The organism is Brevundimonas sp. (assembly GCF_044336875.1).
GTDB lineage: Bacteria > Pseudomonadota > Alphaproteobacteria > Caulobacterales > Caulobacteraceae > Brevundimonas.
Genome location: NZ_JBIIOP010000001.1, coordinates 391,037 through 416,792, shown reverse-complemented (window position 1 = coordinate 416,792; position 25,756 = coordinate 391,037). Strand labels below are relative to the sequence as shown.

General features: G+C 67.3%; 14 protein-coding genes. 6 read left to right on the top strand and 8 right to left on the bottom strand.

Features of this window, described 5'->3' with window-relative positions; genetic code table 11:
• Positions 1 to 61: 61 nt before the first annotated feature.
• Entirely contained in the window at positions 62 to 2,488 is a 2,427-nt protein-coding gene (gyrB, locus tag ACIQ1T_RS02035) for a DNA topoisomerase (ATP-hydrolyzing) subunit B (RefSeq protein ID WP_395942818.1), read from the bottom strand.
• A gap of 177 nt (positions 2,489 to 2,665) precedes the next feature.
• Entirely contained in the window at positions 2,666 to 5,089 is a 2,424-nt protein-coding gene (locus ACIQ1T_RS02030; protein ID WP_395942817.1) for a TonB-dependent receptor, read from the bottom strand.
• Between the two features lie 149 nt (positions 5,090 to 5,238).
• Between ACIQ1T_RS02030 and ACIQ1T_RS02025 the strand changes: the two genes are divergently transcribed.
• Positions 5,239 to 6,846, top strand: a complete 1,608-nt coding sequence (locus tag ACIQ1T_RS02025; RefSeq protein ID WP_395942816.1) for a sulfotransferase — start codon at positions 5,239 to 5,241, stop codon at positions 6,844 to 6,846.
• Here the strand turns inward: ACIQ1T_RS02025 and recF are convergent.
• The 4 genes from recF to rpsT form a co-directional block, all read right to left on the bottom strand.
• Entirely contained in the window at positions 6,843 to 7,967 is a 1,125-nt protein-coding gene (gene recF / locus ACIQ1T_RS02020) for a DNA replication/repair protein RecF (protein ID WP_395942815.1), read from the bottom strand. The genes ACIQ1T_RS02025 and recF overlap by 4 nt on opposite strands.
• A gap of 75 nt (positions 7,968 to 8,042) precedes the next feature.
• Positions 8,043 to 9,161, bottom strand: a complete 1,119-nt coding sequence (dnaN, locus tag ACIQ1T_RS02015) for a DNA polymerase III subunit beta (protein ID WP_395942814.1) — start codon at positions 9,159 to 9,161, stop codon at positions 8,043 to 8,045.
• 288 nt (positions 9,162 to 9,449) lie between these two features.
• Complete coding sequence (gene dnaA / locus ACIQ1T_RS02010) at positions 9,450 to 10,901, bottom strand: chromosomal replication initiator protein DnaA (protein ID WP_395942813.1); 1,452 nt, start codon at positions 10,899 to 10,901, stop codon at positions 9,450 to 9,452.
• Positions 10,902 to 11,378: 477 nt separating this feature from the next.
• On the bottom strand, positions 11,379 to 11,648 hold the full coding sequence (gene rpsT, locus ACIQ1T_RS02005) for a 30S ribosomal protein S20 (protein WP_135194610.1): 270 nt from the start codon (positions 11,646 to 11,648) through the stop codon (positions 11,379 to 11,381).
• Positions 11,649 to 11,845: 197 nt separating this feature from the next.
• Here rpsT and ACIQ1T_RS02000 point away from each other — a divergent pair, with 197 nt between their 5' ends.
• Complete coding sequence (locus ACIQ1T_RS02000) at positions 11,846 to 14,371, top strand: ATP-binding protein (protein ID WP_395942812.1); 2,526 nt, start codon at positions 11,846 to 11,848, stop codon at positions 14,369 to 14,371.
• Positions 14,372 to 14,374: 3 nt separating this feature from the next.
• On the opposite strand, the gene ACIQ1T_RS01995 is transcribed toward ACIQ1T_RS02000, so the two are convergent.
• Complete coding sequence (locus ACIQ1T_RS01995) at positions 14,375 to 15,709, bottom strand: sigma-54-dependent transcriptional regulator (protein WP_395942811.1); 1,335 nt, start codon at positions 15,707 to 15,709, stop codon at positions 14,375 to 14,377.
• Positions 15,709 to 17,544 carry an ATP-binding protein gene (locus ACIQ1T_RS01990; RefSeq protein WP_395942810.1) on the bottom strand — a complete coding sequence of 612 codons (1,836 nt, stop codon included), beginning with the start codon at positions 17,542 to 17,544 and terminating at the stop codon, positions 15,709 to 15,711. The genes ACIQ1T_RS01995 and ACIQ1T_RS01990 overlap by 1 nt, the downstream gene beginning before the upstream one ends.
• A 242-nt stretch (positions 17,545 to 17,786) precedes the next feature.
• Here ACIQ1T_RS01990 and ACIQ1T_RS01985 point away from each other — a divergent pair, with 242 nt between their 5' ends.
• The 4 genes from ACIQ1T_RS01985 (at position 17,787) to ACIQ1T_RS01970 (ending at position 25,565) form a co-directional block, all read left to right on the top strand.
• The gene (locus ACIQ1T_RS01985; RefSeq protein WP_395943109.1) at positions 17,787 to 19,154 is read left to right on the top strand and encodes a dicarboxylate/amino acid:cation symporter; all 1,368 of its coding nucleotides are present in this window, start codon (positions 17,787 to 17,789) and stop codon (positions 19,152 to 19,154) included.
• Between the two features lie 154 nt (positions 19,155 to 19,308).
• Positions 19,309 to 20,697, top strand: a complete 1,389-nt coding sequence (locus tag ACIQ1T_RS01980; protein WP_395942809.1) for an OprO/OprP family phosphate-selective porin — start codon at positions 19,309 to 19,311, stop codon at positions 20,695 to 20,697.
• Positions 20,698 to 20,775: 78 nt separating this feature from the next.
• Positions 20,776 to 22,710 carry a methyl-accepting chemotaxis protein gene (locus ACIQ1T_RS01975; protein ID WP_395942808.1) on the top strand — a complete coding sequence of 645 codons (1,935 nt, stop codon included), beginning with the start codon at positions 20,776 to 20,778 and terminating at the stop codon, positions 22,708 to 22,710.
• Between the two features lie 230 nt (positions 22,711 to 22,940).
• Positions 22,941 to 25,565, top strand: a complete 2,625-nt coding sequence (locus ACIQ1T_RS01970; RefSeq protein WP_395942807.1) for a TonB-dependent receptor domain-containing protein — start codon at positions 22,941 to 22,943, stop codon at positions 25,563 to 25,565.
• Positions 25,566 to 25,756: the final 191 nt, after the last annotated feature.

The following is a 25,756-nucleotide window of genomic DNA, read 5'->3' as shown; positions in this document are numbered from 1 at the left end:
AGAATGGGAGAGCGCCCGGCGCTCTCCCATTCATAACTTCATGATTTTATTTTGATTTTGGTCAGACGTCGACGGCGGCGTCCAGGGCGTTTTCCTGGATGAACTCGCGGCGCGGTTCGACCACGTCGCCCATCAGCTTGGCGAACAGGTCGTTGGCGTCTTCCTCGTGCTCGACCGAGACCTGCAGCAGGGTGCGGGCGTTGACGTCCAGGGTCGTCTCCCACAGCTGCTCGGGGTTCATCTCGCCCAGACCCTTGTAGCGCTGGATCGACAGCCCCTTCTTGCCGGCGTCCAGCACCGCGTTCAGCAGGTCCAGCGGGCCGCGGATGGTGGTGGACTTGTCCTTGCGGCGATAGGTGGCGGGGGCGGCGAAGACGCCGTCGAAGGCGCCGGCGCGTTCGGCCAGACGGCGGGCGTCCAGCGAGCGGATCAGGGTTTCTTCCAGCACAATGGTCTCGACCACGGCGCGGCGCGTGCGGCTGAAGACCACGGCGCCCTGTTCGCCCGGCGCGCCGGTCCATTCGCCGTCGCCTTCTTCGGCGTACAGGTTCAGGCGCGCGGCGGCCGCGGCCGAGGCGGCGGCCATGTCGGCGTTGTCGACGAACAGGCCGGCCAGGGCCGACTGTTCGATGGCGAAGGCCGGGGCGCGCTGGCTCAGCCGGTCGACGCCGGCGTTGAAGGCCTTGGCCTCGCGCACCAGGGACTGCAGGTCCAGGCCCAGGCGGCGCTCGCCCGTCGACAGGTCCAGCTCGGCCTCGGATGAGCCCTCCTCGATCAGATAGGCGTCCATCTCGGACTGGTCCTTGAGGTAGCGGCTCTGCTTGCCCTTGGCGACCTTATAGAGGGGCGGCTGGGCGATATAGACGTGGCCGCGCGTGATCAGCTCCGGCATCTGACGATAGAAGAAGGTCAGCAGCAGGGTGCGGATGTGGGCGCCGTCGACGTCGGCGTCCGCCATCAGAATGATCTTGTGATAGCGCAACTTGTCGGCGTTGAAATCATCGCGGCCGATGCCGGTGCCCAGGGCCAGGATCAGGGTGCCGATCAGTTCGGACGACAGCATCCGGTCGAAACGGGCGCGCTCGACGTTCAGGATCTTGCCGCGCAGGGGCAGGACGGCCTGGTTCTCGCGGTTGCGCGCCTGTTTGGCCGAGCCGCCAGCGGAATCGCCCTCGACGATGAACAGTTCGGACTTGGCGGGATCCCGTTCCTGGCAGTCGGCCAGCTTGCCGGGCAGGCTCGAGATTTCCAGCGCCGACTTGCGGCGGGTCAGGTCGCGGGCCTTGCGCGCGGCTTCACGGGCGGAGGCGGCCTCGATGATCTTGGCCACGATCTGCTTGGCCTCGACCGGGTGTTCCTCGAACCATTCGGCCAGGCCTTCGGAGCACAGGGCCTCGACGGCGGGGCGTACCTCGGACGAGACCAGCTTGTCCTTGGTCTGGCTGGAGAATTTCGGGTCCGGCACCTTGACCGACAGGACGCAGGTCAGGCCCTCGCGGGCGTCTTCGCCGGTGACGGAGACCTTCTCCTTCTTGCCGGCGCCCGAGCTCTCGATATAGCCGCCCATGACGCGCGTCAGGCTGGCGCGGAAGGCCGAGAGGTGGGTGCCCCCGTCCCGCTGCGGGATGTTGTTGGTGAAGCACAGCATGGTCTCGTGGTAGGAGTCGTTCCACCACAGGGCCAGATCCAGCTCGATCCCTTCCTTCTTGCCGCGAATGACGATGACGTCCTTCAGGATCGGGGTCTTGGACTTGTCGAGGTGGCGCACGAAGGCTTCGACCCCGCCCTCGTAGTGCAGGATCATCTCGATCGGCTCGGCGCCGCGCTGGTCGGCCAGCTTGATGACCACGCCCGAGTTCAGGAAGGCCAGTTCGCGCAGCCGGTGTTCCAGCGTCTTCAGGTCGAAGTCGATGTGGCTGAAGGTGGTGACCGACGGGAAGAAGGTGACCTCGGTGCCGCTCAGCGGCTTGCCGGTGTCCTCGCGGATCGGGGCCTCCCCGGTGACTTCCAGCGACTTGACCGTGTCGCCGCGCTCGAACCGCATCTCGTGCGACTTGCCGTTGCGATAGATCTTCAGCTGCAGCCAGTCGGACAGGGCGTTGACGACGGACACGCCCACGCCGTGCAGACCGCCCGAGACCTTGTAGGAGTTCTGGTCGAACTTACCGCCGGCGTGCAGCTGGGTCATGATGACCTCGGCCGCCGATACGCCTTCCTCGGCGTGGATGTCGGTGGGAATGCCGCGTCCGTTGTCGGTCACGGTGACCGAACCGTCGGTGTTCAGGATGACCTGGACCAGATCGGCGTGGCCGGCCAGGGCCTCGTCGATGGCGTTATCGACGACTTCGTAGACCATGTGGTGCAGGCCGGAACCGTCGTCCGTATCGCCGATATACATGCCGGGGCGTTTGCGCACGGCGTCCAGGCCTTTGAGAACCTTGATGGAATCGGCGCCGTATTCGGGCTGGTCGGCAATCGGATCGGTCATGAAATCGTCGGCTCGAAGTCCCGGGTGGGACGGGGGACGCGAACGGCCCTCGGAGGACGTTCGAATCGGCGCGGGAAGCCCCGCGCCGAAGCCGACAACATATAGGAATTCCGGACGGAAAATCCAGTTTTCCGCATTGGCGGAGCGGCCCGAAGGGACCGCTCCGCGCGGGGGCTTTTAGAGGCCGAACTTCTTGGTGAACCGCACGCCGAATTTGCGCGGCGGCAGGACGTTGGTGAAGAAGTTGCGAGCGTAGACCGGATCGCCGTTCTCGTCGGCCAGCACCTGGTTCGCCAGCGGGGTCGAGCGGGCGCCTGTCTCCGCATATTCGTCCCAGACGTTGTCGACATAGGCGGTGACGGCCCAGTCGGCCCCCGGCTGGCTCAGCCGGACCGAGGCGTTGTGGATCTGATAGGCGGGCAGGGTGACCCCGCCGCCGCGTCCGCCCGTTCTGGTCAGCACGTCGCCGGAGAAGGTCATGCCGTAAGAGAAGTCCAGGTCGAGCCCGTTCGACATCGGCCAATTGTATTCGCCGTAAAGGCTGGCCTGATACTCGGGCGAGCCGGGCAGACGGTCGCCCGCCTGGCCATCGACATAGGCGGTGCCGAAGCCGGGGGGCTCGATCGTGGTGATCAGTCGCTCCGCCAGATCGGTCAGTTCGGCCTGGGCGTAGGAGTAGCTGCCGCGCAGGCTGAAGGCTTCGGTGACCTGGGCGTTGAAGCTGACTTCGAAGCCCTTGGACTCGGCGCCCTTGCCGTTCTTGGTGATCGGCGACAGGCCGACCAGAGTGGCGCTGGAAACCTGCGGATCCTTCCAGTCGATGTAGAACAGGGCGCCGTTCAGGGTCAGGCGATCATCCCAGAGTTGGCTCTTGACCCCGATCTCGTAGTTGCGGGTCTTTTCGGACGTGAAGGCCATTTCGTCCGACTGGGCGCAAACCGACTGTTGGTCGTTCGGATCGGTCGAGCAGAGAAGCAGATTGTTGTTGCCCCCGGCCCGGAAGCCGTCGCTGATCGTGCCGTAAAGCAAGACGTCCGGCGTCAGCTCGTAGGAGGTGTTCAGCTTGTAGAGCCAGCCGTCCTCGCTGTCGCTGCTGGACTCGTAGTCCATGACGATGGAGGTCGGATCCCTGCCGCCGAAGACGGTTTCCGCCAGCGGGAAGTCGGTCGCACTGCTTGTGTCCAGCTCGTAGGTGTAGCGACGTACGCCGCCGGTGATCTGCCAGCCCGGCAGGATTTGGTAAGTCAGCTCGCCGAACAGGGCGGTTTCGGTGATCTGGCCGTAGCTGACCGAATAATATTCCAGATTGTCCGGACGCGAGCCGCCCAGATATTCGGCATAGCCCGGCGTATATTCGGCCGAGGAGTTCCAGTAGTCCTCCTTGCTGTAATAGCCGCCGACGATCCAGCTCAGAGCGCTGCTGCCCGGCTTGGAGGTCAGGCGCAGTTCCTGGGTGAAGGTGTCGTTATCCTCCAGTTCTTGCGTATAGGCGGTGAAGGCCGGGAAGGCTTCGTAGCTGTAGCCCAGGCTGATCAGCAGATCGGTCTGGTCGCGCTTCCCGTCCTCCTTGAAGGTCTGATAGCCGGTGGCGCTGGTCAGGTCGGCCCAGCCCAGGTCGATCTTGGCTTCCAGGGCCCAGAGGTCGCTGGTGCGTTCGTTCGGCTCCTCGACGCGCTGGATGGCTTCATATTCGCCGACCGGGACGGGGAAGCTGTCGACGCGACGACCCGACACCTGGCGACCGCCGACGTCGGACTTCTGATAATTGTAGGACAGGGTGGCGTCGAACCATTCAGCCGGCTGCCAGCGCAGGGCGACGCGGCCGGACAGAACGTCTTCGGTGTTGACGTCTTCCTTGCCGTACATGTTGGCGGCGATGGCTTCGGGGCTGGAGAAGTCATTGGCGAGCGACCCGCCAATCTCGCGCACCAGATAGGGCTGGTCGATGAAGCCCTTGTCGTTCAACTGGTCCAGGTTGGCGCGCAAGGCCAGGGTGTCGCTGATCGGCAGGTTGGCGGTGAAGCCGAAATCGGTCGAGACGCCCGAGCCTTCCGAATAGCCGTAGGCGTCGCCGCGGACGTCGACGAAGGCGTCGCTGAAGCTGGGTGCGTTGGGGATGTAGCGGACGGCGCCGCCCAGGGTGCCGGCGCCGTACAGGGTGCCTTGCGGGCCGAGCAGGAATTCGACGCGCTCGACGTCGTTCAGCTTCAGGTCGATGGCGATCGGCACTTCGCCCAGATAGGTGGCGACCGTGCCGCCAGCGCCCTGACCGACAGACTCGCCCAGCGGGTCGATGTTCAGGCCGCGCACCACGATGCGGTTGGCGTTGCGCGGACCCTGATCGACCACATACAGGCCCGGCACATAGCGCGAGATCTGGGCCAGATCGGTCACGCCCAGTTGTTCGATCTGCAGGCTGCCGATGGCGGAAATATTGATCGGCGCCGTCTGCACCGTCGAGGCGCCGCGCAGGGTTCCGGTGACGATGATGTCGTCAACGGTGGTCGGCGCAGACTCTTGCGCCGTCGCCGCTCCCGCCGTCAGCGTGAGAGCGCTGACCGAGGCCAGAAGCCCCCATTTCATCCGGTTCGATACACTCATGCGGAATCCCCTCTCGCATTGACTAAGCGGCGATGCTGCGATGCGGTAAAACGAGGCGTCAAGCGAGTGCGGCGCCACCTCGGTCGATCTGTGGTCTGGATGACGTATTTCCGAATGTTTTACCGGCGACTGTGCGATTAATGAAACGGATGGCTGATCTGGCGATTGAAAACGTGACCCTGCGGCGAGCGGCGACCCTTATCGCCGGGGGGGAGCACCGCGGCGCTCACGCCCTGTGTCTCGCCGCACTGCAAAAGGGCGAGGCGCCAGCCCAGGCCCTGTTCCTGCTGGCCCTGATCGCGGCGGAGCATCGCAATCCGTCCAAGGTGCTGGAGCTGACGGACAAGGCGCTGCAGATCGAATCCGGCCATCTCGGCGCTCGCGCCCAACGCGCCCGGGCTCTATTGGCCTTGCATCGGCAGGCCGAGGCGCGGGCCGAGGCGGAAGCCGCCGCCGCCCTCGATCCACGCGACGGCCATGTGCTGGACACCCTGGGCGTGGTGCTGAGCCGGACCGGCGCCTATCAGGCGGCGGCGGCCCTGTTCCGTCGGGCGACGGCGCGGCGTCCCGACCATGCGGACTGGCAGTATAACCTGGGCTCGGCCCTGCAGTTCACCGGCGACCTTGCGGGGGCGCGCACGGCCTATGAGGCGGCGCTGAAGGCCCGACCCGATCATCACCGCGCCCTGTCCTCGCTGGTCTCTCTGTCGCGCCAGACCGAGGCGGACAATCAGGTCGCGGCGCTGGAGGCGTTGTTCGACGACGCCGATCCCGATCCCGATCCCGATCCGGCCCGCCAGCAGCATCTGGGTCACGCCCTGGCCAAGTCGTTCGAGGACATGGGCGATCATCCGACGGCTCTGTCCTGGCTGGAACGAGCCAAGGCCGGGCGTCGTCGTGCGGCGCCCTATGCGATCGACCGCGACAAGGCCCTGTTCGAGGCGGCCGCCGCGACGGCCAAACCGGCGACCGGCGGATACGACGACCCGGCGCCGATCTTTATCGTCGGCCTTCCTCGCACCGGCACCACCCTGCTGGACCGGGTGTTGTCCAGCCATCCGGTCATCGTCTCGGCCGGGGAACTGGGCGACTTCTCCCTGTTGGTGAAGCGGATGACGGGCACGCCGTCGTCGCTGGTGCTGGACGTGGAGACTTTCGCCGCTGCGGACCGTCTGGATTTCGCGGCGCTCGGCCGGACCTATGTCGAACGCGCCCGCGCGGCGGTTGAGGACGGAGCCGGAGCCACGGCGGCGCGGGTCATCGACAAGATGCCGCTGAACGTTCTCAATGTCGGCCTGATCCATCGCGCCTTGCCCAATGCGCGGATCCTGTGCCTGCGCCGCCATCCGGTGGACAGCGCCCTGTCCAACTATCGCCAGCTGTTTGCGACCGACTTTCCCTATTACGACTACGCCTTCGATCTGGCCGACGCGGGCCGCTACTATGCCCTGTTCGACCGGCTGGTCGCCCATTGGCGCGCAATCCTGCCGCCGGACCGGTTCGCCGAGGTGGCCTATGAGGACATGGTGGCCGATCTGGAAGGGCAGACGCGGCGGGTGTTGGACCTTGTCGGTCTGCCGTTCGATCCGGCCTGTCTGGCCTTCCACGAGAACACTTCGGCGGTCTCGACCGCCAGTTCGGTCCAGGTGCGTTCGCCGCTCTATTCGACCTCGGTCGGGCGATGGAAACGCTACGGCGACGGGCTCCAACCCCTTCTCGACGCCCTGCGCGCCGAGGGGATCGACATTCCCGACTAGGCGTCGCTCTCCAGCGCTCCGCCGGCGACGCGGACGAACTGGGCGCGGCCTTCCAGACCGGAGAACAGGTCGCGCTCGGTGCCGGTCATGAAGGCCTGCAGGTTGAGGGCGACGATCTCGTCGAACAGGGCGGCGCGGCGGCCTTCGTCCAGGTGAGCCGGGGCCTCGTCCAGCAGCAGGACGGGCTGGGCCGCGCCTTCGGACAGGCGGGTGATCTGGGCCAGGATCAGGTTCAGCACCAGGGCCTTCTGTTCGCCGGACGACCCCTCTGCGGCGGGGCGCATCTTCTCGCGATGAATGGCGGTCAGGTCGGTGCGGTGCGGCCCGAACAGCGAGCGCCCGGCGGCGCCGTCGCGGGGGCGGGCGCGGGCCAGGCCCTGGCGGATGAAGGCGGCGATCTCGTCCTCCTCCGATCCTGCTTCGGCCATCCGTTCGGCCTCGCCGTCCAGACCCAGGTCGGCCTGGGGGAAGGGGCGGTCGTTGCGGGCGTCGATGGCGGCCTGAAGCGCGTGCAGGGCGGCGACGCGGGCGACGGCGGCGCGGGCCCCGGCCTCGCCCAGCCGCATCTCCAGGGCGTCGAGCCAGACCGGATCGGCCTCGCGTCCGTCGGCCGCATCGTTCAGCAGCCGCAGCCGTTCGCGCAGGGCCTTGTCATAGGCCGAGACGCTGGCGGCGTGGTCAGGATCGGCGGCGAAGACCAGGCGGTCGAAGAATTTCAGCCGCTCGGCCCGGGCATCGGAGAACAGACGGTCCTGTTCCGGCGTGGCCCAGACGGGGCGCAGATAGTCCAGCAGCCGGCCGGGCTGGGCCGTCTCGCCGTCGATGCGGACGATACGGCGGGCGGCGCCGGCGGTCTGGACCCCCGTGCCCAGCCGGGTCTCGTCGTCCAGTTCGACCATGACGGCCCAGGCGCGCCCGGTCGCTTCCCCCGGTTCACGCCGGCCCATCTCGGCGGCGGTCGCCCCGCGCAGCCCCTTGCCGGGGGTCAGCAGACTGACGGCTTCCAGCAGATTGGTCTTGCCCGCCCCGTTCGGCCCATGCAGCACCACGGGGCCGGAGGTCATCTCCAGCCGCGCGCCCGCATAGGAGCGAAAGTCGGTGAGGGCGAGGGAGGTGATCAAGAGGTGCTAGTGAAAAGTGCTAGTGAGCGCAGCGCCAAGGCTCACCAGCACTAGCACTCTTCACCCTGAAGGTGATCAGACGCGCAGCGGCATCAGCACATATTGCACGCCCGGATCGCCCGGATCGAGCACAAGCGTCGGAGAGGCCGGGTCGGCGAAGCGGAAGGCGGCGTTCTCGCCGGTGATTTGGCCGGCGACGTCCAGCAGATAGCGGGCGTTGAAGCCGATCTCGAACGGCTCGTCGGAATAGCCGATCTCGACCTCTTCCTCGGCCTGGCCGGCTTCCATGTTGCGGACGGTCAGTTTCACCCGGTCGTTGTCGAAGGCCAGTTTCACCGAACGGCTCTTCTCGGCCGAGATGGTGGCCACCCGGTCGACGGCCTTGGCGAACAGGGCGTTGTCGATGTCGGCCTGTTTGTCGTTGCCCTTGGGGATGACGCGCAGATAGTCGGGGAAGGCGCCGTCGATGACCTTCGAGGTCAGCGAGGCCTCGCCCATCTGGAAGCGGATCTTCTGGGCCGAGACCGTGACCTCGACCGCGCCGCCGGCGTCGTCCAGCAGGCGGCGGACCTGATCCACCGTCTTGCGCGGCACGATCACGCCGGGACCGCCGGCCGCGCCTTCGGGCGCCGGGGTCTCGGCCAGGGCCAGGCGGTGGCCGTCGGTGGCCACGGCGCGCAGCAAGGGCACGCCGGCCTCGGCGACCGTGTGCAGATACAGGCCGTTCAGATAGTAGCGGGTTTCCTCGGTCGAGACCGCGAACCGGGTCTTGTCGATCAGGCGCGCCAGGTCTTCCTTGGGCATGACATAGGAGGCGCCGGCGCTGTCGGTCGACATGACCGGGAAGTCGCCCGCCGGCAGGACCGGCAGGTTGAAGCGCGACCGGCCGGCCGAGACCACCAGGCGGGGATCGTCGCCCGAATAGAGCAGCGAGACCTCGGCGCCTTCCGGCAGCTTGCGGACGATCTCGTACAGGGTGTGGGCGGGGGCGGTGATCTGGCCCTCGACGTTCACCGTCGCCTCGGCCTCGTCCACCATCTCCATGTCGAGATCAGTGGCCGCGAAGGCCAGACGGTCGCGGCCCGCGCTGAGCAGGACGTTGGACAGGATCGGGATGGTGTTGCGACGTTCGACGACGCTCTGCACGTGGCCTAGGGCCTTCAGGAGCGCGGATCGTTCGATGGTCAGTTGCATGTCGTCTCGCCCGGGTGTGACGACTCGACCTGAGCGTCACGATTGAGGGCCTTCGACACTAGCGGATTGGGCGCGGGCTGCAAGGAAGGCGGCGAAAGCCGTTCACAGTTTTCTCCCTCCCCGGAACGGGGAGGGTGGCTGAGCGCAGCGAGGTCGGGTGGGGAGGGCAAGGCAAAGCACCCACGAACCGGCCTCGCATCACACAAATGCGGCCCTGCCCGGCCGCCCCCACCCCGTCGCTGGCGCGACGACCCTCCCCGGAACGGGGAGGGAGAGGCTGGTGTGATCTCAGCCCCGCAGCTTGCGGGTCAGGGCCTCGACGTCGCGGGCGATCTGGTCGTCCTGAGCCATCAGTTCCTCGATCTTGCGCACGCCGTGCAGGACCGTGGTGTGGTCGCGACCGCCGAAGCGACGGCCGATGTCGGGATAGGAGCGCGTCGTGTGCTGCTTGCACAGATACATGGCGATCTGGCGCGGACGGGCGACCGAACGGGTGCGGCGCTCCGACAGCAGGTCGGCCTGTTTCAGGGTGAAGTGGTCGGCGACCGTCTTCTGGATTTCGTCCACGGTGATGCGGCGCTCCGGCCCGCCGCGCAGGGCGACGCCCAGCAGAGCCGAGGCCTCGTCGACCGAAACGGCCGACAGACGCGATCCGGCGGCGGCGGCCAGGGTGTTCACGGCGCCCTCCAGCTCGCGCATCGAGCCGGGGGTGCGGTCGACCAGCTGGGCCAGGACTTCCGGGGCGGCTTCGCCCTGGACGACGCCGAGGGCCGACAGGGCCTTCAGGCGGTTGTTGGCCACGGCGATCTTCAGTTCGCGGTCGCCCGCCTCGACCGGGCAGGTCAGGCCGGCGGCCAGGTGGCTGCGCAAGCGGGGCTCGACCTCGGTCAGGGCCATCGGCGCGCGGTCGGCCGAGAAGACGATCCGTTTGCCGTCCTCGATCAGGGCGGTCAGGGTCGACAGCAGTTCTTCCTGGGTCGAGGCCTTGCCGCCGACGAACTGGACATCGTCCAGCAGCAGCATGTCGGCCGAACGCAGGCTCTCCTTGAAGGCGGCGGTCGAGCGGTCCTGCATCGCCTTGACGAAGGTCGACAGGAAGCGTTCGGCGGTCAGATAGACGACCTTGGCCTCGGGCCGCAGGCGCTGGGCCTCCCAGGCGATGGCGTTCAGCAGGTGGGTCTTGCCGTAGCCGTAGGGGCCGCAGAAGAAGACCGGGTTGAAATGGCCGTCGGCCCAGCTGGCCACCTGTTTGGCGATGGCGAGGGCGAAGGCGTTGCCCTGGCCTTCCACGAAGCTGTCGAAGGTCAGGCGGTCCTGCAGGCCGGCGGCGCGCACGGCGCGGGCGCCGTCGGCGATCGGGGCGATGGTCGGGGTGGCGAGGGCGGCGAGGCGCGGCACGGCGTCCACGACATTGCTCGAGCCGGAGCCCGACATCACGGCCGAGGCCGGCGGGGCGGAACCCACTTCGGCGCGGCAGCGGACGTCCAGACGGCGGTTCAGGCCGTCCAGGCCCAGCCACAGCTCGTTCATCCGGCGCAGGGCGTTCTTGCGGACCCAGTCGCGGGCGTAGGCGGTGGGGGTGACCAGGATCAGCTGGCCGGCCGAGTCCACGCGGACTGCGGAAGGGGCGATGTAGGACGAGAAGGGACCGTCGCCGATTTCAGCGCGCAGCCGCACCGAGGCCTCGTTCCAGATGCGGTCCGGATCCGTCATGTTCGATCCGTTAATGCCGCCCGCCATCGCCGTCGCACCCCCAACCATCGTTCAGCCACCCGCTTCAAAAAACCATTCCGACCTTCCGCACTCCAGGGCGATGGTTCAGGGACGACTTCTCCTGCGCCGAAAAGCGATGCTTTCCGGACGGGGCCGAGCTCCTGGACAGACATCTCCCGCCAACGCGAAACTGATGTTCCGCGCCGTCTTCATCCGTGTTGGGATGGAAGTGCGTTAGAGGCCAAAACTTACGCCCCGGGCCGGTCGGGTCAACGCTGATTCGTTGGTCGATTCGCAGTTAAATTGTTTGACTCCGTCAAACGCTAATCCTGCTTGGGAAATTCGCCGTTTCGCCTGCCTGGAGTCCGTATTCGTGCGTAAAGAGAGTTAACGGCCGAACGCGAAACGGCGAAGGAGCTTGCGCGCCTTCGCCGTTGAAATATCAGTAAAATCCCGTAACGGAACAGCTACAGCCGCTCCGTATGCGGGGAATCCCTGAGGGATTTAGGCGGCCGACAGCTTCTTCAGCTGGGCGGCCAGACGCGACACCTTGCGCGAGCCGGTGTTCTTGTGAACGACGCCCTTGGAGACGGCGCGCATCAGCTCGGATTGGGCTTCCACGAAAGCGGTCTTGGCGACGGCGGCATCGCCGCCGGCCAGGGCTTCCTGGAACTTGCGCAGATAGGTGCGGACGCGCGAGCGGCGCGCCTTGTTCACTTCGGTCCGCGCTTCGATCTTGCGGATCGCCTTGCGGGCGCCGGGGTTGTTGGCCATGTCAAACCTTCGAACGGAAAACGCCGCGGAGCACACGTCCACGGCGCGAAAATCTCAAGAGGGCGGGCGTATAGCGGAAAGGCCCGGGGTGGTCAACGCGGAGTCTGACGAAGGCCCTCATAGGGGTTGGCGCCGACGCCGTTGATAAAGCTTATGCAACCAAAGTCATGCCAGGGTCCGATGGAATCGGAAGCCGCATGTCCAGATTAACAGTTCCCGTTGTCTTCGCCCTCGTCCTGACGGCGGTGTTCGCCCAGGGCGCGTCGGCGCAGCCGCCGGGCGTGGTGCGCTCTCCGCTCGAACTGGCGAAGGCCGTCGAGCGTCGGGCGGGCGCCACCGACTTCATGGCCCTGGAGACCTTCGGCCGAGACGCGATGCGTCGCAACGACCGCGAAGGTCTGCAGCGTCTCTATCATGTCGCCTGGATCTTCCTGAACCAGGGCGAGTTCGACAAGGCCAAGGCCTGGAACGACCGTCTGGCCGAGGCGGCGCGGCATCAGGGCGATTCCCGCTATATCCAGATCGCCCGCCTGAACGCCCTGACGCTGCGCTACGACCAGGGCGAGACGTCCGCGGCAGACGAAATGCGTCGGATCGCGACGACGGAGGCCGACTGGTTCGCGCGGGCCCACGCCACCCGCATATGGGCCCTGGCGCTGATGGATCAGGACAGGATCGGCGAGGGGCTGAAGCTGTTGGCCGACGCCGACGCCTTCATCCCCGAGAACCAGCCCTATGCGAACATCGCTCGCGCCGGTCTGTGGGAAATGACCGGCATCGGCCTGATGAAGCTGAACGACATCGACGGCGCGACCGCCGCCTTCGGGCGCTTCGAGATCGACTTCGCCAACCCGGTCTATCCGCGACCGGATTTCGACGCCATCTACAACCTGTCGCGACTGTCGACCCAGTTGGGCGACGCGGACCAGGCCCAACATCTCTACATGGCGCACCATCGCCTGACGCAGCGCGCCGGCCTGCCCAGTCTTGCGGTCTATGACGCCAGGCTGTGCGCCATGACGGCCCGGGGGCGTCATGCGCCGCGCGACGTGCTGCAATGCCTCGAACCCTATGGCGAGGATCTTGGCGAGGCGTCCTTTCTGGCCGCGCAACTGTTGCCGGCGCGCGCGATCGCCCGCGCGCAGACGGGGCAGCTGGCCGCCGCGAGGCGCGATCTGAACCAGATCCGCGCCCTGGCCGCCGCAGATCGTTTCCGCGAGGAGGGGCGATCAGAGATCGCCCACGTCGAAGCCGAGATCCTGTTCGCCGAAGGCCGTCCGCAGGAAGCCTATCTGAAGCTTCGCGAGCATGCCCAGGATGACAAGGTCGCCGACGCCCAGCGCTTCAGCGCCGGCATCCGGCAGGTCACCGGCGACATGCAGCAGCAATTGGCCGAACGTCGCGCCCAGCTGGAGACGGCGCGCGCCAATACGGATCTGCAGGGCGATGTCATCGCCACGCAGAAATGGACGGTGGGCATATCGGTCGTCTTCGTCCTGTCGGCCGTGGCGGCTCTGCTGTGGCTGTGGAGCCAGGCCAAAGATCTGCGCGTCGCCCGTCGTCGCGCCGAAGAGGCCAATCGGTCCAAGTCCGAATTCCTGGCCAATATGAGCCACGAGATCCGCACGCCCCTGAACGGGGTCGTGGCCATGGCCGACGCCCTGTCGCGCGCCCGGCTGGAACCCCGCGAACGCGAGATGGCCGAAGTCATCCGTTCTTCCGGCGTGACGCTGGAACGGTTGCTGTCCGACATCCTGGACTCCGCCAAGATCGAGGCGGGCGAGATCGCGCTGGAGCGTTCGACCTTCGATCTGGGCGACACGGTGCGCGGCGCGGCCGCCCTCTATCGGCCGCGCGCCGACGAAAAGGGCGTGATGCTGAGCGTGGTGATCGAGCCGACCGCCGAAGGGTCGGTCGAGGGCGATGTGGTGCGCGTGCGTCAGGTCCTGTCGAACCTGATTTCCAACGCCCTGAAGTTCACGGCGGATGGGGCGGTCTCGATCGCCGTGGCCGCGGCGGGCGAGGACCGGGTGCGGTTCACGGTGTCCGACACCGGCTGCGGCTTCGACGACGCGCAGAAGTCACGCCTCTTCGCGCGCTTCCAGCAGGCGGACGGCTCCATTACCCGCCGCTTCGGCGGCACGGGGCTGGGGCTGGCCATTTCCCAGGATCTGGTGGCCCTGATGGGCGGCGTGCTGGATTGCGAGGGCCGGCCGGGCGAGGGCGCGACCTTCTGGTTCGAAATCGCCCTGCCTCGCGCGGTCGAGATCGCGGCGGCCAATGTCGACGAGCCGGACGAGGCGAAGGAGATGATCTTCCCCGCCCGGATCCTGCTGGCGGACGACCATCCTGCGAACCGCAAGGTCATCGAGATCATGCTGGCCGGTCTCTCCGCCGAACTCGTCGCGGTCGAGGACGGGCTTCAGGCCCTGGCCGCCTTCCGGGAAGGCGCGTTCGACCTGGTGCTGATGGACATGCAGATGCCGGTGATGGACGGGTTGACCGCCACGGCCGCGATCCGCGCCCTGGAGGCGGAAGAGCAGCGGGTGCGCACGCCGCTCATCATGCTGACCGCCAACGCCCTGCCGGAGCATGTCGAGGCGGGCCGGGCCGCAGGGGCGGACGGCCATCTGTGCAAGCCGATCACCCTGACCAGCCTGTTCGACGGCGTCGCCGCCGCCCTGGAAACGGCCGAACGGATGAGGCGTCCCGTCGCCGCCTGACGGTCAGTCCCGGAAGTCGGCGGGCTTCAGCCCGTGGCGCTGCAGCTTGTCGTACAGGGTCTTGCGGGGGATGCGCATCTCCTCCAGCACCGCGACGATATCGCCGCGATAGGTCTGCAACGCCCCGCGCAGCAGTTCGCCCTCGAACCGGTGCAGCCGGTCCGGTAGGCTGAGATCGTCCTGGGCGGCCGTCCTGTCGTCGTCGAGGCCCAGCACGACCCTTTCGGCGAAATGGGCCAGTTCGCGGATATTGCCGGGCCAGTCGGCCTCCAGCAGGGATCGCCGCACGCCGTCGTCGATGGCCGGCGGTTCGATGCCGTGGCGATCGGCGGCGCGACGCAGGAAGTGGGCGAACAACAGGGGAATGTCCTCGCGCCGTTCCCGCAGCGGCGGCACGCGCAGCCGCACCACGTTCAGGCGGTAAAAGAGGTCCTCTCGGAAGGCGCCGCGCCGGGCCGCCTCGCCCAGGTCGACCTTCGCCGAGGCGAGGATGCGCAGGTCCAGAACGCGGGGTTCGTTGGCCCCGATGGGGTGAATTTCACGCTCTTCCAGCACGCGCAGCATCTTCACCTGCACGGCCAGGGGCATGCTCTCGACCTCGTCGAGGAACAGCGAGCCCTTGTCGGCGCGTTCGACGTGGCCGACGCGGCGTCGCAGGGCCCCGGCGAAGGCGCCCAGTTCGTGGCCGAACAACTCGCTCTCGATCAGGCCGTCGGGCAGGGCGCCGCAGTTGACGGCGACGAAGGGCGCAAGCCGGCGACGGCCGCCGTTGTGCAGGGCGCGCGCCACCGCCTCCTTGCCTACCCCGGTCTCGCCCTCGATCAGCACATCCATGCGGGCGTCGGCGATCTGGGCGATGGTGGCGCGTAGCGCCGTGATGGCGCGCGACGAACCGGCCAGGGGCAGCTCCTGTCCGCCCTCGGCGGCCATGGCGACCAGTCGGCGGTTTTCCAGCACCAGGCCGCGCTTCTCCAGCGCGCGGTTCAGGCTGTCCTGCAGTCGTTCGAACGGGAAGGGCTTGGCCACGAAATCATAGGCGCCGTCGTGCATGGCGGCGACCGCGTCGCCGATGTCGCCGTGGCCCGTGATCATGATGACCGGCAGGGCCGTGTCCAGCGCCTGCAGTCGTGACAGCAACTGGCGACCGTCCATGCCCGGCATCCGCAGATCGGTGACGACCACGCCGGCGAAGTCGGCGTCGACGGCCTTCAGCGCCGGCTCGGCCGCCGCGAAGGCGCGAACCTCGAACCCCTCCAGCATCAGGCGTTCGACCAGGGCCTGGCGGAAGTCGGCGTCGTCCTCGACCAGGACCACGGTCAGCGGGGCGGCGAACTGCATCAGACGGCTCTCAGGGTGGCGACGAAGGTGGCGCCCTGGGCGCTGGGGACCAGATCGAGCTCGCCGCCAAAACTGGCGATGATGTCGCGGCAGATCACCAGCCCCAGGCCCAGGCCGTTGGCGCGCGTGGTGACGAAGGGCGTGAACAGCTGGCGGACCACCTCGGGCGGCAGGCCCGGCCCGTTGTCGGAGAAGATCAGGCGCACCTGATCACCGTCGCGCTCCACCGCCAGGATCAGCAGGGAACCGTCGCGATCCTCCATGGCCTCGGCCGCGTTCTTGATCAGATTGACGATCACCTGTTCCAGGCGAAACCGGTCGGCGCGCACTGTGACCTCGGCGTCGCCGCGCCGTTCCAGCGCGACGCGGCGTTCATCCAGTCGTCCGCGCGTCAGCAGCAGGGCGCCGTGGATGGCGTCCTCCAGCCGAACCCCGTCGATGGCGGGCGTGGCCTTGCGCGAGAAGATCCGCAGATCCTGGGTGATGGCGCCGATGCGCTGGGTCAGGTCGGAAATCCGGTCCAGGGCGGTGCGGGCCTTGTCGGGCTGGTTGCGCGCCAGCAGCACACCGACGGTCTCGGCCTGGGTCTGGATGGCGGCGACCGGCTGGTTGATCTCGTGCGCCACACTGGCGACGATCTGGCCCAGGGCCGCCAGCTTGCTGGCCTGCATCAGTTCGTCGCGCATCAGTTCGCGCGCCGCCTCGGCGCGTCGGCGTTCCTCGATCTGACGGTTCAGGGCGGCGTTGGCGGTGCTCAGTTCGCGGGTGCGTTCGGCGATGCGCCGCTCCAGTTCCTGCCGGTCCTGCTCCTTGACCTGGGCGTTGGCGCGGGCCTGCTGACGACGGCGCAACAGGACGGCGCCCACGCCGGCCAGCAGGGTGACGATCAGGGCCGCCAGGGCCCGCGCGCCTGCGACTGCGGCGTCCACCGCCCCGCGTCCCGGCGACAGCAGGTGCAGGGTCCAGCCCGGAGTCGAGGCGTCGACCTGGGCGTGCATCCAGGTCTGCTCGATTCCATCCACCTTGGCGCGGACCAGACGGGGGCGGTCGCCGTCGGGCGTCGGGAAGGGCAGGGGCTTCAGATCCGCCGGGGTCAGGGTATGGTCCGTCAATGTCAGGCGGCGGCGCTGTTCGGTCATCTTCGCCGTGGTGCTGAACCGCCATTGGGGAACGCTGGTGACCAGGACGACGCCGCCGGGGTCGACGACATAGGCGGGCTCGCCGGACGCGCGCCAGTCAGCCTCCAGGGCGCCGAACTCGACCTTCACCACAACGACGCCCAGGGGGTCGCCGGCGGCGTCGTCCACCCGTCGGGACAGATACAGGCCGGGGCGGCCGCTGACCGTGCCCAAGGCGAAGAATTCGCCGCCGCCGTTTTTCATCGCGTTCAGGAAATAGGGGCGGAAGGCGTAGCTGGTGCCGACGAAACTGGTCGGTTGGTTCCAGTTGCTGGCCGCCAAGGTCAGGCCGCGCGCGTCCAGCACATAGATGACGGCCGCCCGCGTCTGGGCGACCAGTCGTTCCAGCTTGCGATCGACCCGATCGGCGTCGGTTCGGGTCGGGGCGGACAACAGGGCTCCGACGTCCGGGTCGCTGGCCAGGATGAAGGGCGCCGAGCGTTGCTTCTCCAGTTCCGCGCGCAGCACCGCTGCATGAAGGGCGGCCGACGCCGAGGCCTTGCGTTCCAGTTCCTGCGTGGCGTCCTGACGAACCGCCTCGCCCGCCAGACCGGCCACGATCAGGATGGCTGCGAGCCATCCCGCCAGCAAGAATATCCAGGAGGTGCTGAATATCGACGCTTCTTCGAGAATCTTGACGTGCGGCCGGGGCTTCATGTCGCCCTTTGTGCGGTATTTCGCACAAACATGCCATGGCGATGTGCGGACAATCACATCATGGCCGGATCACGACCGAGCGATTGTCGATCAATTTCCTTATGTATCAATATCTTGATTGCAATCTCGAATGAGTTTTGAGCTGCGGCTTGCGTGAGGGACATTAGCTTCGGAGCTTCGACACAGATCGAGGCCCTCGAGGAGACCGCGGGATGTTCCCGCTGTAACAGGAGCCTTCCGTGATCGCGCTTCCTTCAGCCCCCGATGGGGGCGCCGCAGAACCGGCCGTTCGCCGGCCCTTCTACCGGCATCTGTATTTTCAGGTCCTGACCGCCATCGTGGCCGGCGCCGTGATCGGCCATTTCTGGCCGACCTTCGGCGAGAGCCTCAAGCCGCTGGGCGACGCCTTCATCAAGCTGGTGAAGATGGTCATCGCCCCGGTCATCTTCCTGACCATCGTCACCGGCATCGCCGGCATGAGCGACATCGGCCGGGTCGGCCGGGTCGCCGCCAAGGCCTTCGCCTACTTCCTGACCTTCTCGACCCTGGCCCTGATCGTCGGTCTGGTCATCGCCAATATCGTCCAGCCCGGGCGGGGCCTGAACATCGACCCGGCCTCGCTGGATGTCGGCGCGGTCGCCAAATATTCGGAACAGGCGCACGAGACGACCATCGTCGGCTTCCTGACCGCCATCATTCCCGACACGGTGGTCTCGGCCTTCGCGGACGGCAACATCCTGCAGGTCCTGTTCGTCTCGGTCCTGTTCGGCCTCGCCCTCGCTTCGGTCGGCCCGGTCGGCAAGCCGGTCCTGACCTTCCTGGAATCGATCAGCCACGCCTTCTTCAAGCTGGTCGCCATCCTGATGAAGGCCGCGCCCATCGGCGCCTTCGGCGCCTTCGCCTTCACCATCGGCAAGTACGGCATCGGCTCCATCGCCAATCTGGCCGCCCTGGTCGCCACCTTCTACATCACGGCCATCGTCTTCGTGGTGGGCATCCTGGGTCTGGTCGCCTGGGCCAACGGCTTCAACATCCTGAAGCTGATCCGCTACCTGAAGGAAGAACTGCTGCTGGTCCTGGGCACCTCCTCGTCGGAAGCCGCCCTGCCGTCGCTGCTGAACAAGATGGAACGCGCCGGCGCGTCCAAGTCGGTCGTCGGCCTGGTCGTTCCCACCGGCTATTCGTTCAATCTGGACGGCACCAACATCTATATGACCATGGCGGCCCTGTTCATCGCCCAGGCCATGAACATCAACCTGACGCTGGAACAGCAGATCCTGCTGCTGGCGGTGGCCATGCTGTCGTCCAAGGGCGCGGCCGGCATCACCGGCGCCGGCTTCATCACCCTGGCGGCGACCCTGTCGGTGGTGCCCACCGTGCCGGTCGCCGGCATGGCCCTGATCCTCGGCGTCGACCGCTTCATGAGCGAGTGCCGCGCGCTGACCAACTTCATCGGCAATGCGGTGGCGACCATCGTCGTCGCCCGCTGGGAAGGCGAACTGGACCGTGACGCGCTGAGCAAGGCGCTGAACGGCGCACCTCAGCCGATCGCGGCCCTGCCGGACCCGGCGGCCGGGCCCGGTGACAAGGACCTTGTCACCGCCGACTGATTTCCTCCCCGGAAAACAGGCGTCGTTCCGAAAGGGGCGGCGCCTGTACTGCATCTGGCCCCCGGTCACGCCGGGTGAGGCCTGCGAAGATTACGCAGTTCTGCGTACGCCCGTTTGGGGCTTCCTTAACAGTCACGCTTTACAGGTGTTTCTCATGATCCTCCCCCGCTCCCTCGCGGCGGGTGTCGGCCTCGCCGCGCTCGCCACTTCCGCCTTCGCCCAGTCATCGACGCCGTCCGCGGAAGAAATCGCCACCCTGCGCGCCCAAGTGCAGGCCCTGTCAGCCCGCCTCGAACAACTCGAGGCCCAATCGCATGCTCCCGTCGCGACGGCGGCCGCCGGAACCCCGGCCCCGGTCGCCGCGCCGGCGCCGCGCCCGACGGCGATCGCCGCCGCGCCTGCGCCCTCGACCGTGGACTGGTCCACCGGCCTGCCCGAACTGCGCAGCCCGGACGGCGCCTTCACCTTCAAGCCGCGCATGCGGGTGACGACCGACCTGTCGACCACCTTCGGTTCGGACTTCGACAATCGCAACCTGACCGGCACCGAACTGCGCGGCATCCGCATCGGCGGCCAAGGCAAAATTCCCGGCGGCTTCAGCTACTGGGTCGAGGCCGACTTCGCCGACAACGCCACCAATGTGAACAACGCCTTCCTGTCCTATTCGACCAAGCTGGCCGGTCGTGACCTGGAGGTCTCCGTCGGTCAGCGCCTGAACGACCGCGGCGTCGAAGGCGGCACCGCCGAAGACCAGGTTCCCTTCCTCGAGCGCAGCCTCATGGTCTCGACCGTCGGCCCGGAACGCGGCGCCTATGGCGTCGGCGTCAGCTCGAAACTGACGGGCAGCGTCTGGCACGCCTCGCTGTCGGTCACCGGCGACGCCATCAGCGACGGCACGAACAACGACTCCGTGACCCTCATGGGCCGCACCCACTGGTCGCCGCTGAAGACCGAGGACGGCTTCCTGCACCTCGGCGGCTGGGCCTTCGTCGAAGACCTGACGCCCTCGGCGACCATCTCTTCGCGCAGCCTGATCGTGTCGTCGCGCTACAACGACAATCTGCGCCTGTCGGGCGGTGCCTACGCCAATCCCAAGGGCAGCAAGGGCCTGGGTCTGGAACTGGGCGGCGTGCGTGGTCCGGGCTGGCTGATGGCCGAGGGCGGCAAGCGCGTCGTCGAGACGGCCGCGCGCGATTTCGATCAGGACGCCTACGCCATCTCGGCCGGCTTCTTCATCACCGGCGAAACCCCGCCTCTTTCGTCCCGCACCGGCACCTGGGCGCGTCCCAAGGTGCTGAACCCGCTGGGAACCGACGGCTATGGCGCGGTCGAGATCGTCGGCCGCTACGACAACGCGGACTACAGCGACAATCCCACGGGCGGCGAGGGCGACACCTGGCTGCTGGGCGTCAACTGGTATCCGACGAACAACACCCGCGTCTCCGCCCACTGGACGGCCTGGTCGGTCGAAAACCGCACCGGCGCCTTCATTGGCGACGACAGCGGCAACACGGCCACCATTCGCGTCCAGGCCGGCTTCTGAAACTGACTTCCCGCCCGGAACGGTCCGCCGTTCCGGGTTTCCTTCTCAAATGACTCCCCGCATTTCAGAGATGACCGCATGAACCCCAAGAACATCCCGATGCAGCGGAAGTTGGCCATCGCCTTCGCCCTGCTGCTGACCGTCGCCGCCGCCATGATCGGCGCGGTCTTCTTCCAGCTGTCCGCGATGAAGACGGCCGCAGAGCTGAACGCCGAAAGCAAGGGGATCATCGACGAAACCCATCTCGCCGAAAAAGGCATGCTGCGCGTGAACTCGCAGATGCGCGGCGTCCTGCTGTCGGGCGATTCCGACTACATGGTCACCTATCGCGAGGGCATCAAGCAGTTCCAGGACGCGATGGCGACCCTGAACGCCGCTCCGCTGACCGAAGACGAGAAGGCCCAGTTGAACAAGGCCGCCGCCGACGCCGAGATCTGGCGTTCGACGGTGGGCACGCCGATGACCGAGGCCGCCCTTGATGCGACCCGGGCGCAGGGGGCGCGCGACTATGTCGTGCAGAACTCCGACAAGGTTCGTGTCACCCATATCACCAAGTCGATCACCAACGTCCGCAACATCGAGACGGAACGGATGGCCCAACGCGACGCCCAGCAGGCGTCGGCGATCATGTCCTCCTTCATCGCCCTGGCCGTCGGGGGGCTGATCCTGGTCTCCGCCGCCGTCTTCCTGGGCGTGCAACTGTCGATCCTGATGGTGGCCCCGGTCCGGCGCATGACCGACGTCATGTCGATCATGGCCAACGGCAAGCTGGACGTGACCATTCCCGACACGGACCGCAAGGACGAAGTCGGCGCCATGGCCCAGGCCATGCAGATCTTCCGCGACAACGGCCTGCGCGCCAAGGCGCTGGAAGCGGAAACCGAATCCATGCGCGACCAGTCCGAGGTCGAGCGCCGCCGCACCGAGGCCCTGAAGGCCCAGGAAGCGGCTGAGAACGCCGTCGTCATCGAAAGCCTGGGCAAGGGTCTGTCGGCCCTGGCCGAAGGTGATCTGGTCTATCGCATCAACGCGGCCTTCCCGGAACGCAGCGAGATCCTGAAGACCGACTTCAACCGTTCGATCTCGCGTCTGGAAGAAACCGTCACCGGCGTGCTGGGCTCGGTCGCCGGCATCGACTCCGGCGCCGGCGAGATCAGCCAGGCCTCGGACGACCTGTCGCGTCGCACCGAACAACAGGCCGCCAGCCTGGAAGAGACCGCCGCCGCCCTGGACCAGATCACTGTCACGGTCCGCAAGACCGCCGACGGCGCCAGCCAGGCCGCCAATGTCACCAGCGGCGCCCGCCAGAGCGCCGAAGCCTCGGGCGCGGTCGTCATGAACGCCGTCGAGGCCATGCAGAAGATCGAGGACGGCTCGCGTCAGATCGGCCAGATCGTCGGCGTGATCGACGAGATCGCCTTCCAGACCAACCTGCTGGCCCTGAACGCCGGCGTGGAAGCGGCGCGCGCCGGTGAATCGGGTCGCGGTTTCGCGGTCGTCGCCTCGGAAGTGCGGGCCCTGGCCCAGCGCTCGGCCGATGCGGCCAAGGAGATCAAGGCCCTGATCAACAGCTCGGGCGCCGAGGTGGAGAACGGCGTGCGTCTGGTCAGCGAGGCCGGTTCTGCCCTGAAGACCATCGCGTCCCAGGTCAACGACATCAACGCCTTGGTGGTCGAGATCGCCGCCTCCGCCAAGGAACAGGCGACCGGTCTGCACGAGATCAACGTCGCCGTGAACCAGATGGACCAGGTCACCCAGCAGAACGCCGCGATGGTGGAACAGGCCACGGCCGCCAGCACCTCGTTGCGTCAGGAGACGGCGGACCTGTCGTCCCAGGTCGCCTTCTTCCAGGTGTCGAACGGCGCCCGGCGTTCCGGCCCCGTGGCGGTCGCGCCTGCAGCCCGTCCTGCGGCGCCGCGTCCCGCCCCGCGTGCCGAACAGCGGGTGGTCAAGGTCGCCAACGGTCGTGACATTCCGATCTCGTCCAGTTCGGATGGCTGGGAAGAGTTCTGATCTCAGGTTAAAGGAAGCGGGTCGGGAAACCGGCCCGCTTTCGTAATTGCGCTGCGCTAGAGTCGTGGCTCAAACTCTGTTCAACGCGCCAAATAATGTTTTCCGTCGCAACTGTTTCGCCTGTGTTGGATACGCGCAACGCTTTCTAAAACGTCACGAATTGCGCCGCTTTCCGGCCATGATTGTCGCGTCCCAAGGGGCTTAATTTCTTCCTCCCGGAACGCCGTTTCATGACCCCGACCGCGCTTATGCTGCTCGCGCTGGCCCCGACCGCCACCGTCGAAATTCAACAGACGTCGCAGGACGAGACGACCGTCGTCCTGCCCGATGTCGAGGTGACTGCGGCCAAACGCGGCGTCGCCCTGGGCGGGCAGGAGCCGATCGTCTCCTACGACGCCGCCCAGATCCAGGCCTTCGGCGCGACCAACATCGGCGAACTGGTCACCCTGCTGGAGGCCCAGACCCGCAGCGCGCGCGGCGGCTCGCCGGTTTTCCTGGTCAACGGCCGGCGCATCTCGGGCTTCCGCGAGATCCGCGGCATCCCGCCCGAGGCCATCGAACGGTTCGACGTTCTGCCGGAAGAGACGGCCCTGTCCTACGGCTACAGCGCCAACCAGCGCGTCGTGAACATCGTGCTGAAGGCGAACTTCCGCTCCCTGACCACATCGCTCAACGTCAGCCGTCCCGAGCAGGGCGGCCGCACCACGACGGAGAGCGAGAACAACATCCTGAAGATCGCCGGCGCCGACCGCTGGTCGTTCGACATCGAGGGCACGACCAGCAACGCTCTGTTCGAGAGCGAACGCAACATCGACCGCAGCGACACGGGCGTCCTGTTCGACCGGATCGGCAATGTCGCCGGACTGAACGGCGGCGCGCTCGATCCGAGCCTGGCGGCCACGGTGGCCGGCGTGCCGGCGACGGCGGCGAACGGCGCGCCCAGCCTGGCCGACTTCGCCTCCACGGCGGGCGTGGCGCGCAACGGCGATCTGAACGCCTATCGCACCCTGCTGCCGCGTTCGGCGGACGCCTCCCTTTCGGGAACCTACAAGCACGACCTGAACGACAAGGTCGGCATGACCCTGAGCGGCAGTCTGGAGGACGCCTCCAGCCGCAGCTATCTGGGCCTGCCGGGCGTGACCCTGACCCTGCCGAGCGACAGTCCCTGGTCGCCGTTCGGCAACGACGTGCTGCTGTATCGCTATGTCGACCGCCCCGACGCCCTGACGCGCCAGACCAATACCCGCACCGCTGAATTGGGCACGGTGTTCGACGGCTATATCGGCGACTGGCGCTGGACCGCGACGGGCGAATACAGCCGCGTCGAGACGGACACCGCCACGGGCAGAGGCGTGGACGCGACCGCGCTTCAGGCCGCAATCACCGCAGGCGATCCGACCCTGAACCCCTTCGGCGACCTGGGCGGCGCGATCTCCCTGGCGTCGCGGGACACCGCGCGATCCATCGCCCAGACCGCCGAGGCCGAGATGGTGCTGAACGGCACGGCCTGGGAACTGCCCGCCGGCGACGCGACCACCACCTTCAAGGTCGGGGCGCGCCACCAGTCGCTCGATTCCGAAAGCGTCCGCTCCGGCGACTTCAGCGAACGGTCGCAGTCACGCGACCTGGGCAGTCTGCAGGCCAATGTCGACCTGCCGATCTCCAACCGCGACCGGGGCGTCCTGCCCGGGATCGGCGACCTGTCGGCCAATATGAACCTGGCCTATCAGGAATTGTCCGACTTCGGCGGGGTGTCCAGCCTGGGCGCCGGCCTGAACTGGTCGCCGATCGAGCGTCTGTCCCTGTCCGCCAACTATTCCAGCGAAGGCAAGGCGCCGACGATCCAGCAACTGAACGACCCGACGGTGAGCACGCCCAATACGCCGGTCTATGATTTCCGGAACAACGAGACGGTCGAGATCGTCCAGATCACCGGCGGCGATCCGAACCTGAAGGCCGAGGATCGGCGTATCCTCAAGCTGGGCGTCAACTGGCAGCCTTTCTCGGAAAAGGATCTGCGCCTGAACCTGGCCTATACCCGGACGCGGGCCGAGAACGAGATCTCCAGCTTCCCGACCATCACACCGGATCTGGAGGCGGCCCTGCCCGAGCGGTTCACGCGCGATCCGATCGACGGCACGCTGCAGTCCATCGACGCCCGCCCGCTGAACTTCTCCAGCCGCGAACAGCAGGACGTCCAGTGGGGCTTCAACCTCTCGCGCGCCTTCGGCAAGCCGAACCCTGCGGCGGCCCAGGGCGCACGCGGACCTGGCGGTCCCGGCGGCGGTCCCCGGATGATGATGGGCGGACCCGGCGGACCCGGCGGCCCGGGCGGCGGCCCCCGCGGCGGTCGCGGCGGGGCGGGGATGCAGCCCGGTCAGGGCATGTTCAACCTCTCCGTGACCCACACCTGGCGGGTTCAGGACGAGGTGGTGATCCGCGACGGCCTGGCGCCGCTGGACCTGTTGGGCGGCGACTCCATCTCGGGCTCGGGCGGCCAGTCGCGCCATGAGGTCCAGGTGCAGACCGGCGTGTTCAAGAACGGCTTCGGCAGTTTCATCAACGCCAACTGGAAGTCGGGCACGACCGTCAATGGCGACGCCACCGATCTGAACTTCTCGGATCGGATGACGGTGAACCTGTTCGCCTTCGCCGACCTGACCCAGCGCACGTCCTGGGTCGAGCGTTTCCCGATCCTGAAGGGGGCGCGCATCGGCGTCGGGGTTCAGAACATCTTCGACGACCGCGTCTCGGTGACCAGCAGCGACGGCGTGACCCCGGTCAATTATCAGCGCGACTATCTGGATCCGCAGGGCCGGGTGTTCCGGATCAACCTGCGCAAGATCCTCTACTGATCGACGGCGGGCGGCGCTTCGGCGTCGCCCGTGTCGTCAGGGCCAGACGACGGCCAGGGCGACCAGGGCGACGACGGCGGCCAGGGCCAGCGGGAAGAACAGACGGTCCGACATCCGGTCAGGGTAACGGCCGGTTCCCCCGGCGACAAGGCGGGCGCCTGTGTGCGACGCAGCATCCCGTCAGTTGGGAC

Coding starts and splice junctions, on each gene's coding strand:
- rpsT (WP_135194610.1), bottom strand. CDS start 11,648: ATGGCCAACAACCCCGGCGCCCGCAAGGCGATCCGCAAGATCGAAGCG.
- ACIQ1T_RS01990 (WP_395942810.1), bottom strand. CDS start 17,544: ATGAAGCCCCGGCCGCACGTCAAGATTCTCGAAGAAGCGTCGATATTC.
- ACIQ1T_RS02030 (WP_395942817.1), bottom strand. CDS start 5,089: ATGAGTGTATCGAACCGGATGAAATGGGGGCTTCTGGCCTCGGTCAGC.
- dnaA (WP_395942813.1), bottom strand. CDS start 10,901: ATGGCGGGCGGCATTAACGGATCGAACATGACGGATCCGGACCGCATC.
- ACIQ1T_RS01980 (WP_395942809.1), top strand. CDS start 19,309: ATGATCCTCCCCCGCTCCCTCGCGGCGGGTGTCGGCCTCGCCGCGCTC.
- dnaN (WP_395942814.1), bottom strand. CDS start 9,161: ATGCAACTGACCATCGAACGATCCGCGCTCCTGAAGGCCCTAGGCCAC.
- ACIQ1T_RS01995 (WP_395942811.1), bottom strand. CDS start 15,709: ATGCAGTTCGCCGCCCCGCTGACCGTGGTCCTGGTCGAGGACGACGCC.
- ACIQ1T_RS02000 (WP_395942812.1), top strand. CDS start 11,846: ATGTCCAGATTAACAGTTCCCGTTGTCTTCGCCCTCGTCCTGACGGCG.
- ACIQ1T_RS01975 (WP_395942808.1), top strand. CDS start 20,776: ATGAACCCCAAGAACATCCCGATGCAGCGGAAGTTGGCCATCGCCTTC.
- gyrB (WP_395942818.1), bottom strand. CDS start 2,488: ATGACCGATCCGATTGCCGACCAGCCCGAATACGGCGCCGATTCCATC.
- ACIQ1T_RS01970 (WP_395942807.1), top strand. CDS start 22,941: ATGACCCCGACCGCGCTTATGCTGCTCGCGCTGGCCCCGACCGCCACC.
- ACIQ1T_RS02025 (WP_395942816.1), top strand. CDS start 5,239: ATGGCTGATCTGGCGATTGAAAACGTGACCCTGCGGCGAGCGGCGACC.